Origin of the sequence: Pseudomonas lurida, assembly GCF_013522705.1 — a bacterium.
In the GTDB taxonomy this organism is placed as follows: Bacteria; Pseudomonadota; Gammaproteobacteria; order Pseudomonadales; family Pseudomonadaceae; genus Aquipseudomonas; species Aquipseudomonas quebecensis.
Genome location: NZ_JAAMRE010000007.1, coordinates 29,996 through 47,007 on the forward strand (window position 1 = coordinate 29,996; position 17,012 = coordinate 47,007).

The 17,012-nt window shown below is 62.0% G+C and carries 13 protein-coding genes; 8 read left to right on the forward strand and 5 right to left on the reverse strand.

The annotated features are described in order from the left end of the window. The first annotated feature begins 78 nt into the window (after positions 1 to 78). Positions 79 to 1,053, forward strand: coding sequence for a cysteine synthase A (gene cysK / locus G7025_RS08210; RefSeq protein ID WP_181078033.1), 975 nt, complete (start codon positions 79 to 81; stop codon positions 1,051 to 1,053). A 127-nt stretch (positions 1,054 to 1,180) separates the two neighbouring features. Next, positions 1,181 to 2,119, forward strand: coding sequence for an aspartyl/asparaginyl beta-hydroxylase domain-containing protein (locus G7025_RS08215; RefSeq protein ID WP_181078035.1), 939 nt, complete (start codon positions 1,181 to 1,183; stop codon positions 2,117 to 2,119). A gap of 53 nt (positions 2,120 to 2,172) precedes the next feature. On the opposite strand, the gene acnA is transcribed toward G7025_RS08215, so the two are convergent. Continuing rightward, positions 2,173 to 4,914 carry an aconitate hydratase AcnA gene (gene acnA / locus G7025_RS08220; RefSeq protein WP_181078037.1) on the reverse strand — a complete coding sequence of 914 codons (2,742 nt, stop codon included), beginning with the start codon at positions 4,912 to 4,914 and terminating at the stop codon, positions 2,173 to 2,175. A 196-nt stretch (positions 4,915 to 5,110) separates the two neighbouring features. Here acnA and rlmM point away from each other — a divergent pair, with 196 nt between their 5' ends. Both rlmM and tusA read left to right on the forward strand, forming a co-directional pair. After that, a complete protein-coding gene (gene rlmM / locus G7025_RS08225) occupies positions 5,111 to 6,187 on the forward strand; it encodes a 23S rRNA (cytidine(2498)-2'-O)-methyltransferase RlmM (protein ID WP_181078039.1) in 1,077 nt (358 codons plus the stop codon). 133 nt (positions 6,188 to 6,320) lie between these two features. Then, on the forward strand, positions 6,321 to 6,566 hold the full coding sequence (tusA, locus tag G7025_RS08230) for a sulfurtransferase TusA (protein WP_034096464.1): 246 nt from the start codon (positions 6,321 to 6,323) through the stop codon (positions 6,564 to 6,566). On the opposite strand, the gene G7025_RS08235 is transcribed toward tusA, so the two are convergent. After that, positions 6,563 to 7,957 carry an MATE family efflux transporter gene (locus G7025_RS08235; RefSeq protein WP_181078041.1) on the reverse strand — a complete coding sequence of 465 codons (1,395 nt, stop codon included), beginning with the start codon at positions 7,955 to 7,957 and terminating at the stop codon, positions 6,563 to 6,565. The two genes, tusA and G7025_RS08235, sit on opposite strands and share 4 nt — an antisense overlap. 140 nt (positions 7,958 to 8,097) lie before the next feature. On the opposite strand from G7025_RS08235, the gene pdxB reads away from it, so the two are divergent. Then, positions 8,098 to 9,240, forward strand: coding sequence for a 4-phosphoerythronate dehydrogenase PdxB (gene pdxB / locus G7025_RS08240; protein ID WP_181078043.1), 1,143 nt, complete (start codon positions 8,098 to 8,100; stop codon positions 9,238 to 9,240). A 58-nt stretch (positions 9,241 to 9,298) separates the two neighbouring features. Here the strand turns inward: pdxB and G7025_RS08245 are convergent, their stop codons facing one another. After that, positions 9,299 to 9,472 (reverse strand): PA1571 family protein, encoded by a 174-nt coding sequence (locus G7025_RS08245; protein WP_181078044.1) that lies wholly within the window; start codon positions 9,470 to 9,472, stop codon positions 9,299 to 9,301. 208 nt (positions 9,473 to 9,680) lie between these two features. Between G7025_RS08245 and G7025_RS08250 the strand changes: the two genes are divergently transcribed. Beyond that, positions 9,681 to 11,489, forward strand: coding sequence for an ABC transporter ATP-binding protein/permease (locus G7025_RS08250; protein WP_181078046.1), 1,809 nt, complete (start codon positions 9,681 to 9,683; stop codon positions 11,487 to 11,489). Positions 11,490 to 11,620: 131 nt separating this feature from the next. On the opposite strand, the gene G7025_RS08255 is transcribed toward G7025_RS08250, so the two are convergent. Continuing rightward, entirely contained in the window at positions 11,621 to 13,549 is a 1,929-nt protein-coding gene (locus G7025_RS08255; RefSeq protein WP_181078048.1) for a transglycosylase SLT domain-containing protein, read from the reverse strand. Positions 13,550 to 13,762: 213 nt separating this feature from the next. Here G7025_RS08255 and G7025_RS08260 point away from each other — a divergent pair, with 213 nt between their 5' ends. Continuing rightward, positions 13,763 to 15,682 carry an ATP-binding cassette domain-containing protein gene (locus G7025_RS08260; protein WP_181078049.1) on the forward strand — a complete coding sequence of 640 codons (1,920 nt, stop codon included), beginning with the start codon at positions 13,763 to 13,765 and terminating at the stop codon, positions 15,680 to 15,682. Positions 15,683 to 15,809: 127 nt separating this feature from the next. Here the strand turns inward: G7025_RS08260 and G7025_RS08265 are convergent, their stop codons facing one another. Continuing rightward, positions 15,810 to 16,250, reverse strand: coding sequence for a universal stress protein (locus G7025_RS08265; RefSeq protein ID WP_181078051.1), 441 nt, complete (start codon positions 16,248 to 16,250; stop codon positions 15,810 to 15,812). 106 nt (positions 16,251 to 16,356) lie between these two features. Between G7025_RS08265 and G7025_RS08270 the strand changes: the two genes are divergently transcribed. Then, the gene (locus G7025_RS08270; protein WP_181078053.1) at positions 16,357 to 16,794 is read left to right on the forward strand and encodes a hypothetical protein; all 438 of its coding nucleotides are present in this window, start codon (positions 16,357 to 16,359) and stop codon (positions 16,792 to 16,794) included. Positions 16,795 to 17,012: the final 218 nt, after the last annotated feature.

Below are 17,012 nucleotides of genomic sequence, written 5' to 3' on the forward strand. Positions count from 1 at the left end.
CAACGTTCCTCCGACTGGACGCCCCGGAAGACCAGGCATACCCTTGAAACCTTTCGCAACCGCCCAATAGGACCCGCCATGAGCCGCATTTTTGCAGATAACGCGCACTCCATCGGTAATACGCCCCTGGTTCAGATCAACCGCATCGCCCCGCGCGGCGTGACCATCCTGGCCAAGATCGAAGGGCGTAACCCCGGTTACTCAGTGAAGTGCCGCATCGGTGCAAACATGATCTGGGACGCCGAAAGCAGCGGCAAACTCAAGCCGGGCATGACCATCGTCGAACCCACCTCCGGCAACACCGGCATCGGCCTGGCGTTCGTCGCCGCGGCCCGTGGCTATAAATTGCTGCTGACCATGCCGGCGTCCATGAGCCTGGAACGGCGCAAGGTGCTCAAGGCCCTCGGCGCCGAGCTGGTACTGACCGAGCCGGCCAAAGGCATGAAAGGCGCTATCGAGAAAGCCGGCGAGATCGTCGCCAGCGACCCGGCCCAGTACTTTATGCCGGCCCAGTTCGAAAACCCGGCCAACCCGGCGATCCACGAAAAAACCACCGGCCCGGAAATCTGGAACGACACCGACGGCGCCGTGGATGTGCTGGTGGCGGGCGTGGGCACTGGTGGCACCATCACCGGGGTGTCGCGCTATATCAAAAATATCCAGGGCAAGCCGATTCTGTCGGTGGCCGTCGAGCCCATCGGTTCGCCGGTGATTACCCAGACCCTGGCCGGTCAGGAGGTCAAGCCCAGCCCACACAAGATCCAGGGGATCGGCGCCGGCTTTGTGCCGAAGAACCTCGACCTGTCGATGGTCGACCGCGTGGAACTGGTGAGCGACGAGGAATCCAAGGCCATGGCCCTGCGTTTGATGCAGGAGGAGGGGATCTTGTGCGGGATCTCCTGCGGTGCCGCGATGGCGGTGGCGGTGCGGCTGGCGCAGAAACCGGAGATGCAGGGCAAGACCATCGTGGTGGTGCTGCCGGACTCCGGCGAGCGCTACCTGTCGAGCATGTTATTCAGCGATCTGTTCACTGAGCAGGAAAACCAGGCTTGATGCAGGTCAGCTGGTCGGGGCGGGCCTTCTGCATAATGGCGCAACTGTTTATCATGGCCGGCTGCTACGTCTGGCATCCCGCCCAGGGGGTGCTGTCGGCCAGACGCTTATTTCCAGGAGTTGCCGCATGACCTTTTCTCTGACCGCCAAACTGTCGGTGCTGCTGTTGTTTATCGGCAGCACGCTGTACGTGCACCTGCGCGGCAAGGCCCGTTTGCCGATGTTGCGCCAGTTTGTCAACCATTCGGCGCTGTTCGCCCCGTATAACGCCCTGATGTACCTGTTTTCGGCGGTGCCGTCCAAGCCGTACCTGGACCGCAGCAAGTTCCCGGAACTGGATGTGCTCAAGGACAATTGGGAAGTGATCCGCGAAGAGGCCATGCACCTGTTCGACGAGGGTTACATCCGCGCCGCCGAAAAGAACAACGACGCCGGTTTCGGTTCGTTCTTCAAAAAGGGCTGGAAGCGTTTCTACCTCAAGTGGTACGACAAACCGCTGCCGTCGGCCGAGGCGCTGTGCCCGAAAACCGTGGCGTTGGTGAGCAGCATTCCCAACGTCAAGGGCGCGATGTTCGCGCTGTTGCCGGGCGGCAGCCACCTCAACCCGCACCGCGACCCGTTCGCCGGTTCCCTGCGCTATCACTTGGGCTTGTCCACGCCCAATTCCGACGACTGCCGCATCTTCGTCGACGGCCAGGTGTACGCCTGGCGCGACGGTGAAGACGTGATGTTCGACGAAACCTATGTGCATTGGGTCAAGAACGAGACCGAGCAGACCCGCGTGATCCTGTTCTGCGACATCGAGCGCCCGCTGAGCAACCGCCTCATGACCCGCGTCAACCGTTGGGTCAGTAAGCAGCTGGGCCGCGCCACCGCACCGCAGAACCTCGACGACGAGCGCGTGGGCGGGATTAACCAGGCGTATGCCTGGAGCAAGCGTTTCAGCGATAAGTTCAGTGGCGTGGTCAAACAGTGGAAGCGCAAGCATCCGAAGGCTTACCGCATTGCGCGACCGATACTGGCGGTGGTTGTGCTGGTGCTGCTGTGGAAGTGGCTGTTCGGCTGATCGAACAATCTGTGGGAGGGGGTGCCCCCTCCCACATTAGATCTCCTATGTTCTTAGGAGGCGATCAATTGGCGTAGCACGTAGTGCAGGATGCCGCCCGATTTGAAGTATTCCACTTCATTGAGCGTATCGATCCGGCACAGCACTTCGACCTTCTCCGTACTGCCATCCTCCCGAGTAATCACCAGCGTCAGGTTCATACGCGGCACGATCCCCACGTCGCTCAGCCCCAGGATATCGATCTTCTCCTTACCGGTGAGTTTGAGCGCCTTGCGGTTCTGGTCCAGCTTGAACTGCAACGGCAATACGCCCATGCCCACCAGGTTGGAACGGTGGATACGCTCGAAGCTCTCGGCAATCACCGCTTTGACGCCCAGCAGGTTGGTGCCCTTGGCCGCCCAGTCGCGGCTGGAGCCGGTGCCGTATTCCTGCCCGGCGATCACCACCAGCGGCGTGCCCGCAGCCTGGTATTTCATCGCGGCGTCATAGATCGCCATCTTCTCGCCAGTGGGGATATACAGCGTATTGCCACCTTCCTCGCCGCCGAGCATTTCATTGCGGATACGGATGTTGGCAAAGGTGCCGCGCATCATGACCTCATGGTTGCCCCGGCGTGAGCCGTAGGAGTTGAAGTCACGCGGTTCCACGCCCTGTTCGCGCAGGTAGCGGCCGGCGGGGCTGTCGATCTTGATATTACCGGCCGGGGAGATGTGGTCGGTGGTCACCGAATCGCCCAGCAGCGCAAGCACGTTGGCGCCCGTGATGTCTTTGATCACTGGCAACGGGCCGGCAATGTCATCGAAGAAGGGTGGGTGCTGGATGTAGGTCGAGTCCTTCTGCCACACGTAAGTCGCCGCCTGCGGCACTTCAATGGCCTGCCACTGTTCGTCGCCGGCAAACACCTCGGCGTATTCCTTGTGGAACATGCCCGTGTTGACCTGGGCCACGGCGTCGGCAATTTCCTGGCTGCTGGGCCAGATGTCCTTGAGGTAGACCGGGTTGCCCTGCTGGTCGTTACCCAACGGCTCGCTGCTGATATCGATGCGCACGGTGCCGGCCAGGGCGTAGGCCACCACCAGGGGCGGCGACGCCAGCCAGTTGGTTTTTACCAGGGGGTGCACGCGGCCTTCGAAGTTGCGGTTGCCCGACAACACCGACGCGACGGTGAGGTCGGCTTTCTGGATGGCTTTTTCGATCGGCTCGGGCAACGGCCCGGAGTTGCCGATGCAGGTGGTGCAGCCATACCCCACCAGGTCGAAGCCGAGCTTGTCCAGGTACTGGGTCAGGCCCGCGGCCTTGTAGTAGTCAGTGACCACTTTGGAGCCGGGCGCCAGGGAGCTTTTGACCCAGGGTTTGCGCGTCAGGCCTTTTTCCACGGCCTTTTTCGCGACGAGGCCGGCGGCCATCATCACGCTGGGGTTGGAGGTGTTGGTGCAGGAGGTGATCGCGGCGATCACCACGGCGCCGTTTTTCAGGCGATAGGTCTGACCTTCGAAGTCGTAATCGGCTTCTCCTACGAGATCGGCATTACCCACGGCGACACCGCCGCCGCCTTCGCTTTCCAGGCGGCCTTCTTCTTTATTGGTGGGCTTGAATTGCAGGTCGAGGAAGTCGCTGAACGCCTGCCCGACATTCGGCAGCGCCACCCGGTCCTGCGGGCGTTTCGGCCCGGCCAGGCTGGCCTCGACGCTGCCCATGTCGAGCGCCAGGCTGTCGGTGAACACCGGTTCCTGGCCAGCGTTGCGCCACAGCCCCTGGGCCTTGGTGTACGCCTCGACCAGTTTCACCGTTTCTGTCGGACGGCCGGAGAGGCGCAGGTAGTCCAGGGTCACTTCATCGACCGGGAAAAAGCCGCAAGTGGCGCCGTATTCCGGGGCCATGTTGGCGATGGTGGCACGGTCCGCCAGGGGCAGGTCAGCCAGGCCGTCGCCATAGAACTCGACGAATTTACCCACTACGCCTTTCTTGCGCAGCATCTGGGTCACCGTCAGCACCAGGTCGGTGGCGGTGATGCCTTCCTTGAGCTTGCCGGTGAGCTTGAAGCCGATCACTTCGGGAATCAGCATCGACACCGGCTGGCCGAGCATCGCCGCTTCCGCTTCGATACCGCCCACGCCCCAGCCGAGCACGCCCAGGCCGTTGATCATGGTGGTGTGGGAGTCGGTCCCCACCAGCGTGTCGGGGAAGGCATAGGTGCGGCCGTCTTCGTCCTTGGTCCACACCGTGCGGCCCAGGTATTCGAGGTTGACCTGATGACAGATACCGGTGCCCGGCGGCACCACGCTGAAATTGTCGAACGCGCTCTGGCCCCAGCGCAGGAAGGCGTAGCGTTCGCCGTTGCGCTGCATTTCGATGTCGACGTTCTGCTCGAAGGCATCGGCGTTGCCGAACTTGTCGACCATCACCGAGTGGTCGATCACCAAATCGACGGGGGACAGCGGGTTGATGCGCTGCGGGTCGCCGCCGGCCTTGGCCACGGCGGCGCGCATGGCGGCAAGGTCGACCACGGCGGGTACACCGGTAAAATCCTGCATCAGCACGCGGGCGGGGCGGTACTGGATCTCACGGTCGGACTGGCGCTCTTTGAGCCAGGCGGCGATGGCCTTGAGGTCGGCGCCGGTGACGGTCTTGTTGTCTTCCCAACGCAGCAGGTTTTCCAGCAGCACCTTGAGCGACATCGGCAGCTTGTCCAGGTCGCCCAGGCTCTTGGCGGCTTCGGGCAGGCTGAAGTAGTGATAGGTCTTGCTGTCTATTTCGAGGGTTTTAAGGGTTCTCAGGCTATCAAGCGATGACATGACACGACTCCTTATGGTCCGCACGGCCACGGACCTGACGGGACGAACAGAGCTATCACGTTAGCCCTGTTTTGATTAGCAGGCTAATAACTGGACTCTATGGTTAAGTCCAAGGTTCCGAACTCGGCTATCATGCGCGCGTTTTCATGACAGGCATTGCGATAGCGCAATGTCGGTCGAGTCACCAGGAGAGTTGATGAACACCCTTTTTATGCACTGCCGCCCAGGGTTTGAAGGCGAAGTCTGTTCCGAGATCGCCGAGCTTGCCGCGCGCCTGAACGTATCCGGCTACGCCAAGGCCAAGACCGGCAGCGCCTGCGCCGAATTCGTCTGCACCGAAGAAGACGGCGCCCAGCGCCTGATGCACGGCCAGCGTTTTGCCGAGCTGATCTTCCCGCGGCAATGGGCGCGTGGAGTGTTTATCGACTTGCCGGAAACCGACCGCATCAGCGTGATCCTTGCCCACCTGCGCGAATTCCCGGTGTGCGGCAGCCTGTGGCTGGAAATGGTCGACACCAATGACGGCAAAGAGCTGTCGAACTTCTGCAAGAAATTCGAAGTGCACCTGCGCAAAGCCCTGCTCAATGCCGGCCGGCTGGTGGATGACCCGAGCAAACCGCGCCTGCTGCTGACCTTCAAGAGCGGCCGCGAGGCATTTATGGGCCTGGCCGAATCGAACAATTCGGCGATGTGGCCGATGGGCATCCCGCGTTTGAAGTTCCCACGTGAAGCGCCGAGCCGCTCCACGCTCAAGCTGGAAGAGGCCTGGCACCACTTTATTCCTCGCGACCAATGGGACGAGCGCCTGCATGGCGACATGACCGGCGTCGACCTCGGTGCCGCGCCCGGTGGCTGGACCTGGCAATTGGTCAACCGTGGCATGCTGGTGACCGCCATCGACAACGGCCCGATGGCCGAGAGCCTGATGGACACCGGTCTGGTGCAGCACCTGATGGCCGACGGTTTCACTTTCGTGCCCAAGCAGCCGGTGGACTGGATGGTCTGCGACATCGTCGAGAAACCCGCGCGTAACGCGGCGCTGCTGGAGACCTGGATCGGCGAAGGGTATTGCCGCGAAGCGGTGGTCAACCTCAAGTTGCCGATGAAACAGCGCTATGCCGAGGTCAAGCGCCTGCTGGAGCGCATCGAGGAAGGCTTCAAGGCGCGTGGCATTCGTGTGGAAATCGGCTGCAAGCAGCTGTACCACGACCGTGAAGAAGTGACGTGCCACCTGCGTCGGTTGGAAAGCGTAAAGAAACCCAAGGCCCGCTGACTCACCGCTCAAAATGTGGCAGCGGGCTTGCCCGCGAAAGCGATATAACTGTCGAAATTTATGTTGAATGTGCCCGCGTCTTCGCGAGCAAGCCCGCTCCCATAAAAGATCGGGTTGGTTTTAGGAGTGAAATATGAGTCTTGAATTGCCCGTCGACGCCACCCTCGACGCCACCGGCCTCAACTGCCCGGAACCGGTGATGATGTTGCACCAGCACATCCGTGACCTGCCGGCAGGCGGCTTGCTCAAGGTGATCGCGACCGACCCGTCGACCCGCCGCGATATCCCCAAGTTCTGCGTGTTCCTGGACCACGAACTGGTGGAGCAGCAGGAGCAGGCCGGTACCTATCTGTACTGGATCCGCAAGAAAGCCGATTAGCCCCGTGCCTTGTCGGCCCGAATGCGCCGGCGTGCACTGCGCGCCAGGCGCACCAGCAGCATCCCCGCCGCACAGCTCAAGCCTACGATCAGCCCTTGCCACAAACCGCTCGGGCCGCTGGGTTCGCCGAGCCAATAGGTCAGCCCCAGGGCGTACCCCACCGGCAGCCCCACGCCCCAATAGGCAAATAGCGTCAGTACCATAGTCACCCGCGTGTCCTGGTAGCCGCGCAGCGCACCGGCGGCGGTGACCTGGATCGAGTCCGAGAACTGGAACAGCGCTGAGAATACGATCAGCGTGGACGCCAGGTGAATCACCACCGGGTCCGGGGTGTAGATATTTGCGATCTGTTCGCGCAACAGCAGCATCAGGCTGCAGGACAGGCAGGCGTACGCCAATGCCGTGCCCATGCCGACCCCGGCGGCGAAACGCGCTTCACGCGGCTCGCCACGTCCCAGGGCCTGGCCGACGCGCACGGTAACCGCCATGCTCAGGGAGTAGGGGATCATAAACACCAGGGAACTCACGTTCAGCGCGATCTGATGCCCCGACACCACGGTGGCGCCCAGGCTGCCGAGCAGCAGGGCGATTACCGCGAAGATGCTCGATTCGGCAAAGATCGCCACGCCGATCGGCAGGCCAATGCCCAGCACGCGCTTGATCACTGCCCACTGCGGCCAGTCGAAGCGTTTGAACAGTTCGCTGCTCTGGTAGGCGGCGCCCCAGCGCGTCCAACCGGCCAGGCCGAGCATCATCACCCACATCGCGATGGCCGTGGCCCAGCCGCAGCCCACGCCGCCCATGGCCGGCACGCCAAAATGACCGTAGATGAAGATGTAGTTCAGCGGAATATTCAGCCCCAGGCCGACCAGGCCCATGACCATGCTTGGCCGGGTGCGGCCCAGGCCGTCGCTGAAGCAGCGCAGCACGTAATACAGCGCCACCGCCGGCATGCCCGCCGCGATGCCATGCAGGTAGCCCATGGATGGCGCGATCAGGTCGGGTTCGACCTTCATCGCATGCAGGATCGGTTCGGCGCACAGCAGCAACAATGCGCCGATGGCCCCGACGACCACCGCCAACCACAATGACTGGCGTACCAACGGGCCGATCTCACTGAACCGGCCCGCTCCGTAACGCTGGGCGACCTTCGGCGTGGTGGCCAGCAGCGTGCCGGTCATCAGCAGGTACACCGGGATCCAGATCGAATTGCCCAGGCCCACCGCCGCCAGATCCTGCGGGCTGACGCGTCCGGCCATCACCGCGTCGACAAAGCTCATGGCGGTGGTCGCCAGTTGGCCGATCATGATCGGCAGCGCGAGCGTCAGCAGGTCGCGCACTTCCCGGCTGATGCGGGCGGGGCGGGTGAGGGGAGCGGTGGCAGTGTTCACGTACAGGTGTCCAGTCGAGAGGTGCGCAAGGACCGCGGATTCTACGCCTTGACGCAACGGTCAGGAAAAAACCTGTGTTAGGGATTTGTAAGCGATGCCCGCGATCCCTGTACACTGCCTGTCCGCCAAAGGAGCCCGCCATGCTGATTGTTGCCGACGAAAATATCCCCCTGCTCGACGCATTCTTCCAAGGGTTCGGCGAGATTCGCCGTGTGCCCGGCCGTTCCATCGACCGCGCGACCGTCGAGCAGGCCGATGTGCTGCTGGTACGCTCGGTGACCAACGTCAACCGCGCTTTGCTTCAAGGCACATCGGTGCGGTTTGTCGGCACCTGCACCATCGGCACCGACCATTTGGACCTGGATTACTTCAAGCAGGCCGGTATCCAGTGGGCCAGCGCCCCCGGCTGCAATGCCCGCGGCGTGGTGGACTATGTGCTGGGCAGCCTGCTGACCCTGGCCGAGATCGAAGGTGTGGACCTCACCCGGCGCACCTACGGTGTGGTCGGCGCCGGTGAAGTGGGCGGGCGCCTGGTTCAGGTGCTCAAGGGCCTGGGCTGGAATGTGCTGGTGTGCGATCCGCCGCGCCAGATCGCCGAGGACGGCGACTACGTCAGCCTGGCGCAGATCATCGAGCAGTGCGATGTGATCAGCCTGCACACGCCGCTGATCAAGTCCGGCAACGGCTCTACCTGGCACCTGTTCGACCGTCAGCGTCTCAACCAGCTCAGGCCCGGCGCCTGGCTGATCAACGCCAGCCGTGGCCCGGTGGTGGACAACGCCGCGCTGCGCGAGGTGCTGTTGGCGCGCGAAGACCTGCAAGCCGTGCTGGATGTGTGGGAAGGCGAGCCTGAAGTCGACGTGGCACTCGCCGACCTGTGCGTGCTGGCCACGCCGCATATCGCCGGTTACAGTCTGGACGGCAAACAGCGCGGCACGGCGCAGATCTATCAGGCGTTCTGTGCCCATCTGGGTCAGGCGCCGAGCATTCAGCTGAGCGATCTGCTGCCGCCTCCGTGGCTGGCCGAAGTGCACCTGAACCCAGCCACGGAACCGGCCTGGGCGTTGGCGACCTTATGTCGCAGCGTGTACGACCCGCGCCGTGACGACGCGGATTTTCGCCGTAGCCTGGTCGGCACGGTGCAGGAGCAGCGCCTGGCCTTTGACCGGCTGCGCAAACATTACCCGCAGCGTCGCGAGATCGAGGGGCTCAAGGTGCGGATCAACGGCGAGTCGGCAGAGCTGGCGCGCATTGTCAGTGCTCTGGGCGCCCAACAGCTGTAGGAACGCGGCGCATAAAAAACCCGGCCACCGGGGCCGGGTCTGAAAGAGCGTGGGCGTTTCAGCCTTGCTGGGCAGGCTTGACCAGTCGCTGTTCCAGCTCGCTGCAGGCGCGCTGGATCATTTCTTCGGTAATCTGCACTTCGTCACCCTTGGCGTCGATGTACGAGCAAGGCAACGCCTGTGGCTGGCGGATTACGTCAATCTTGGCATCGCTGCTGTGTTGCAAGGACATGGCCTGTCTCCTCATCAGGTTGTGTACCTACTTTAATTCCCCCGCGTGACCGAGCTATTACAACTCCTTACAAGATCACCGGTTCGAACAACCAGTCCACCAGAAACCGCCAAGGATTTCCAGCCGGGCGTTAGACCGATAGCATCTAGTGGCCAGTATCGGCGGGCATAATTAACCTGACTCATTGTTATTCGCCCAAGTTCCCCCCATGTGGGTGTGTACAGGTTCCTCATCGGTGACGCCCTCCATGCTCTCAGTCCGACAACGCCGCGCGATTCGCCTGGCCAGCCGCTTCATTGCGCCCTACCGCTGGCAGGCCTTCGGTGCCCTGGTGGCGCTGATCGTCACCGCCGGCATTACCCTGTCCATGGGGCAGGGTATCCGTCTCCTGGTGGACCAGGGTTTCATGACCCAGTCACCGCACCTGCTCAACCAGTCCATCGGCCTGTTTATGCTGTTGGTTGTGGGGCTGGCGGTCGGCACCTTCGCGCGGTTTTATCTGGTGTCGTGGATCGGCGAGCGAGTGGTGGCGGACATTCGCCGGCAGGTGTTTAACCATTTGATCTATCTGCACCCCGGTTTCTACGAGAACAACCGCAGCTCGGAAATCCAGTCGCGGCTGACCACGGACACCACCTTGTTGCAGTCAGTGATCGGCTCGTCGCTGTCGTTGTTTCTGCGCAACGCGTTGATGGTCATCGGCGGCATCGTGCTGTTGTTTGTCACCAACCCCAAACTCACCAGCATCGTGGTGGTGGCACTGCCGCTGGTGCTGGCGCCGATCCTGATCTTCGGTCGGCGTGTGCGCAGCCTGTCGCGCCAGAGCCAGGACCGCATCGCCGACGTGGGCAGCTATGTGGCTGAGACCCTCGGCCAGATCAAGACGGTTCAGGCCTACAACCACCAAGTACAGGATGAGCAGCGTTTTGCCGTCACCGTCGAACAGGCGTTCAACACCGCGCGCAAACGCATTGCCCAGCGTGCCTGGCTGATTACCCTGGTGATCATGCTGGTGCTCGGTGCCGTGGGCGTGATGCTGTGGGTCGGTGGCATGGACGTGATCAGCGGGCGCATCTCCGGCGGCGAACTGGCGGCATTCGTGTTCTACAGCCTGATCGTCGGCAGCGCCGTCGGCACCCTGAGTGAAGTGCTCGGCGAGCTGCAGCGCGCCGCCGGTGCGGCGGAACGCATCGGCGAGCTGTTGCAGTCGAACAACGAAATCCAGGCGCCCGCCACGGGCCTCGTAACGCTTCCAGAACGGGTCAGTGGCCGCATGGAGCTGCAGGATCTGCGTTTTGCCTACCCTTCGCGGCCGGACAGCTACGCCATCGATGGCCTGAACCTGACCATCAACCCCGGCGAAACCCTGGCGCTGGTAGGCCCCTCCGGTGCAGGTAAATCGACGCTCTTCGACCTGTTGCTGCGCTTCTACGACCCCCTGCAGGGCCGCATCCTGCTTGAAGGCCAACCGTTGACCAACCTCGACCCAACGGACCTGCGCCGCCACTTCGCCCTGGTATCCCAGAGCCCGGCGCTGTTTTTCGGCAGTGTCGAGGAGAACATCCGCTACGGTAACCCGGATGCCACCCGCGAGCAGGTCGAAGCCGCCGCTCGGATCGCCCACGCCCACGACTTCATCCTGCAAATGCCCGACGGCTACCAGACCCACCTCGGTGATGGCGGCCTGGGCCTCTCCGGCGGCCAGCGTCAACGCCTGGCCATCGCCCGCGCGCTGCTGGTGGACGCGCCGATCCTGCTGCTGGACGAAGCCACCAGCGCACTCGACGCCCAAAGCGAACACCTGATCCAGCAAGCGTTGCCGCAGTTGATGCAGGGCCGTACCACGCTGGTTATCGCGCATCGGTTGGCGACGGTGAAGAACGCTGATCGCATCGCCGTGATGGACCAGGGCAAGCTGGTGGCGGTGGGCACCCATCAGCAGTTGATTGCGAGCAATCCACTGTATGCGCGGTTGGCGGCGTTGCAGTTCAGTGATGGGAAAGAGTCGGCCAGTTAGGCGATTGTTGGCGGTGATCAGCTCCCTGCCACAGGCTGGGGAACGTGTGGAATCGACCCTCCATAAAAAATGCCCGCATTGTCCAATGCGGGCACTTATCTTGGTGCTTCAGCGGGCGACTGCTTCAGCGTTCACTGATCATCAAAATACCGCTCATGCCAATCCACCAACGGCTGCGGCGAGTTGAGCTTCTGCCCGTAGATCACCGAATAAGACAGCACGTTCTGCACGTATTGACGGGTTTCGTCAAACGGGATGCTCTCCACCCATACGTCGAAACTCAGGTGATCGGCCCCGCGCAGCCACTGGCGTACTCGGCCGGGGCCGGCGTTGTAGGCGGCGGAGGCGAGCACGCGGTTGCCATTGAACTGGCTGTGCACTTGGCTCAAGTAAGCGGCGCCCAGTTGGATGTTTTTATCCGGGTCCAGCACTTGGGCCGGTGAGGCCAGCGGGATGCTGAACTTACGCGCGGTGTCCTTGGCGGTGCCGGGCATCAGCTGCATCAGGCCGCTGGCGCCGACGCCGGAGCGGGCGTCGTCCATGAAGGCGCTTTCCTGGCGGGTAATGGCGAACACCCAGCTTGAATGCAGACCCCGTACCTTGGCCTCACGCACCAGGGTGTCGCGGTGAGCCATCGGGAAACGAATGTCCAGGTCGTCCCAGTACTGCGCCTGGCTGATGGTGCGGATGGCCGGGAAGTACCACTTCATGTCGTAGGCCAGCTTGGCCTGGGCGACCATTTCGTCGCGGTTGAAATGACGGCTGACGTGGTACCACTCGCGGCGACCGTCGACCACCTGGCCTCGCGCATAGAATTCCAGGGCGCGGCGTACGCCGGGGGTGTTGCGTACCTTGTTGACCAGCGCTTGGCTCATCAGCAGGGGCTTGTTTTTCAACTGGTAGGGGGCCTTGGAGCGATCGGCGGCAAGGAAGCCGTAGAAATCCCGTTCCTGAGCCAGATTTTTATACAGCACCAGCGCTTGCGGGTTTTTCGGCTCGGCCAGCTCCAGGCTGCGGGCCTGCCAGTAGCGCCAGCGGTTGCTGGTGGCCAGGTCCTGCGGGAGTTTGCGGGTCAGCTGGTAGGCATCTTCCCAGCGAGCCAGACGCAGCAGCAGGCGCAGGCGCCATTCGGAGACGGTGTTGTCGCGCAGCTCCGGGTCGTATTGGGTCATTACTTCAAGCGCGCGAGGGTCGAAGCGTTTGGCCAGGGTCAGCCCGATTTCGCGGGCGATCGCCACTTTTTCGTCACGTGAGAAGTGCATGCTGCTGGCATAGCCATCCAGCAGCGCCATGGCCTTGTCCGGGTCTTGACGGGCCAGGCGACGCAGGCCCAGGCCCACGGCGTCGGACATCGCCTCGGTGGCCGGCAGGAAGCGCGACGGGTCGCTGAGCATGTCCGGCTTTTGGGCCACGTCCACCATCAGACGCCCTTGGGCGCCGAGGGTCGGCAGGGTTTTCACCAGGCTGTTGGCCAGGGCGTAGTTGCGTGCTTCGGCGGCCAGCTTGGCGCGGTCCCAGATTTTCTGTTCGGTAAGTTGGCCGTCGGCGGCCCATTGACCAAAGGTGACATCGCAGGCGGCCGGCTGGGATTTGCCGGTCATCCACAGTTTTTCGGCGGTTTTGTAACCTTCCGCCTTCAAGTTGTGTGTGAGCTGGTACTGGCCGTGCAGGCAGTCCAGTTCAACGAAATTGAGTTTGGGGTCGTAATACTTTTCAAACGTCTGCCAGTCGCCCCGATCGGCCAGCCAGCGCAACCAGCGCAACTTCATCCAGTTGGCCTGGGGCAGGTCGCCGTTCTTGGCCAGGAACTGTTCGATTTCCTCGTTACTGGCGGTCTTCAGGCGTGCGGTCAGCTCGTCGTAGGCCAGATACGGCGTCAACGGGTAATCGGCCAGGGCCTGGCTGTATTGCATGTAGGGGCCGGTATCGCCTTTGGCCAGGGCGCGTTTGGCTTCATCGTAATATTGACGTTGGGTGGTGAGGTCCACGGCCTGGGCGGATTGAACGGCGGTGGCGGAAAGGAGCAGACAAGATAAAAAGTTGAAAAGGCGACTGCGCATGAGACGTCCGTGCAAAGAAATCACGACTAGCACCGGCACCGCCGACACTGATTGCCCCTAGCTTAGCCTTTTGCCAGCGGCCGGTGAAAGCTTTGCCGGGCGCTTCCTGCAAGTTCGCCGGAAATGTCCTACAGAACGTGTCGACAGCGAAAATGCCGGCCGCATCCCACCCTCAACTCAGGTAGAATGCGCGCCCAGTTTTTGGAGAAGCGTATGACCCTGCTCAAATTCAGCGATGTGTCCCTTGCTTTCGGCGCTATGCCGTTGTTGGACAAGGTGTCCTGGCAGATCGCCCGTGGTGAGCGGGTGTGCATCATCGGCCGCAACGGCACCGGCAAATCCAGCATGATGAAGCTGGTCAAGGGCGATCAGAAGCCCGATGACGGCTCCGTGTGGCGCGCGCCGGGCCTCAAGATCGGCGAATTGCCCCAGGAGCTGCCGGTGGCCGACGGACGGACTGTGTTCGACGTGGTTGCCGAAGGCCTGGACGGTGTCGGTGAGTTGCTTGCGCAATACCATCACCTGGCGCAGAACTGCGTCACCGAGGAAGACCTGGACAAGCTGATGCACGTCCAGCAGGACCTTGAAGCCCGTGACGGCTGGCGCCTGCAGCAGTTGGTGGACAGCACCTTGAGCCGCCTGCAACTGCCGGCCGACAAGACCCTCGCCGAATTGTCCGGCGGCTGGCGTCGCCGCGTGCTGCTGGCCCAGGCGCTGGTGTCCGAACCCGATCTGCTGCTGCTCGACGAACCGACCAACCACCTGGACATCGGCGCCATCGCCTGGCTGGAAGAAGCCCTCAAGGATTTCCAGGGTGCGGTGCTGTTCATCACCCACGACCGTTCCTTCCTGCAGAACCTGGCGACGCGCATCCTGGAACTGGATCGCGGCGGCCTGATCGATTGGAACGGCGACTACGCCAGCTTCCTGGTGCACAAGGAAGCCGCGCTGGCAGCTGAAGAAACTGCTAACGCGTTGTTCGACAAGAAGCTGGCCCAGGAAGAAGTCTGGATTCGCCAGGGCATCAAGGCGCGCCGCACCCGTAACGAAGGTCGCGTGCGTGCGCTCAAAGCCTTGCGCGTTGAGCGCAGCGAACGTCGCGAGCGCACCGGCAAGGCTAATATCCAGTTGGATACCGCCGACAAGTCGGGCAAGCAGGTGATGGTGCTGGAGAACGTCAGCTTCCATCACCCGGACGGCCCGTTCCTGATCAAAGACTTCTCCATGGTCCTGCAGCGCGGCGACCGTATTGGCCTGCTCGGCGCCAACGGTACCGGCAAGACCACCTTGCTCAAGCTGATGCTCAATGGTCTTAAACCGACCAGCGGCACGGTGGAAGAGGGCACGCGCATCGACGTGGCCTACTTCGACCAACTGCGCCATCAATTGGACCTGGAAAAAACCGTGATCGATAACGTGGCCGAAGGCCGTGACTTTATCGACATCGACGGTCAGAGCCGCCACGTGCTGAGCTACCTGGGCGACTTCCTGTTCAGCCCGCAGCGCGCACGTACCCCGGTAAAAGCGCTGTCCGGTGGTGAGCGTGCGCGTCTGCTGCTGGCCAAGCTGTTCAGCAAGCCGGCCAACCTGCTGGTGCTCGACGAACCGACCAACGACCTGGACGTGGAAACCCTTGAACTGCTGGAAGAGGTGCTGTTGACCTTCAACGGCACTGTGCTGATGGTCAGCCACGACCGGGCATTCCTCGACAACGTGGTGACCAGCACGCTGGTGTTCGAAGGCGAAGGTAAGGTGCGCGAGTACGTCGGGGGTTACCAGGACTGGCTGCGCCAGGGCGGCTCTGCGCGTCTGCTGGGCGTGACCGAAAGCAAATCCGGCAAGGCCGACCTGACCTCCGCTGTGGTGGCTCCGGTGGAAGCTGCTGCCCCGGTGCAGGAAGCCGCACCGGCCGTCAAGAAGAAACTCAGCTACAAGCTGCAGCGTGAGCTGGAAGCCTTGCCCGGTGATATCGATGCCAAGGAACAGCAGATCGCCGCGGTAGAAGCGCAAATGGCTGACGCGGGTTTTTATCTGCGCCCTGCGGCGGAAACCGCCAAGGTCATCGCTTCGCTGGAGACGTTGAATCAGGAGTTGGAGGCGTTGGTCGAGCGTTGGGCTGAATTGGATGCCTGATTGATCTACAGGCCATAAAAAGCCCGGTGTTCATCTGATGAGCACCGGGCTTTTTCATGTGAAATACGGTTTAAATGGGGGAGGGGGCACGTCGCACCGCCCCGCCCACATTTCGTCTTCAGCGTCCTTAAGTATTTTTAACCAGCTTCACCGCCAACACATCGCACGGCGCGCCGTGCAACACATCATTGGCAGTAGAGCCGAGCAGCAACGCCAGGCCGTGGCGGCCATGGCTGCCGACCACGATCAGGTCACAGCCGTGTTCCTTGGCCAGGTGGTGGATCTCCTGACGCGGTTGGCCGTAAGTGAGGTGGGAGTTTTCCTTGGTCACTTCGGGATATTTGACGATCAGGCGATCGAGACGCTCCTTGGCCTGGTCGAATTGTTGCTGCTGCAGTTGGGAAAGGTCCATGGGAACGTCGCCGCCGAAGGCCATGGCCATGGGTTCGACGATATGCACGAGGGACAGTTTGGCGCCGCTGGCGACTGCGAAAGCTCGTGCGCGCTTGATCACTGGATCGCACTCTTCGGTCAGATCTACAGCGACCAGAATATGTTCGTACGACATGAGGCGTTCCTCCAGGGGGACTGCAATAAATTAAGTATGGCTGGTTTCAAGCGGATGGGGTTGCGTCAGGTCAAATCCGCTCATCAGAAAAATCGGGAGTACAGATATGACGGTCTGGATAGTGGTGTCAATCCTTGTAGTGGTATTGAGCCCCCTGGCATGGCTGCGCCCGTCGCGTCATCAGAGTGGGCGCATGGCCCTGCGCATGGAGGCGCGTCGCATCGGTCTGGCCATGCAACTGGCACCTCAGGAGTGGCCGCACTGGCTCAAGCAGGAGCCGCCAAGCCCGTGCGCGCAATACTGCCGGCCGCGGCGTGGCGCGGCGCCGGCGATCTGGAGTTACTGGCAACTGGAGCCCGGGGTGTGGGTCAACCAATGGCGTGAACCGTGCGTGGATGAGAAGTTGTTGCCGCATTTTTCAACGTTGCCGGCCAATGTCTACAAAGTCCAAGCCGACAAGCAAATGATCGCCTTGTATTGGGGCGAGAAGGGCGACGCGAAGGTTTTGCAGGACATTGATGCGCTGCTTAAAGCGTTGGCCTGATGCCCATGTTGGCATTTTAAGCGGGGAGCTTACTGCGCGACCCTTCGCGCCCTTGCCGACTATTGATTTCGTGAATAATTGAATATTGACGAGGCGCAGGCCTAAGGTTGGGGTTCTGAAATGACTGGAAAGTCGCGTTTTTCCTAGCCTTTGGAGCGATTGACAATTGCCCGGAATTGGATGAAGGTGGCGTACCCAAATCAAACGGGCGTATGAAT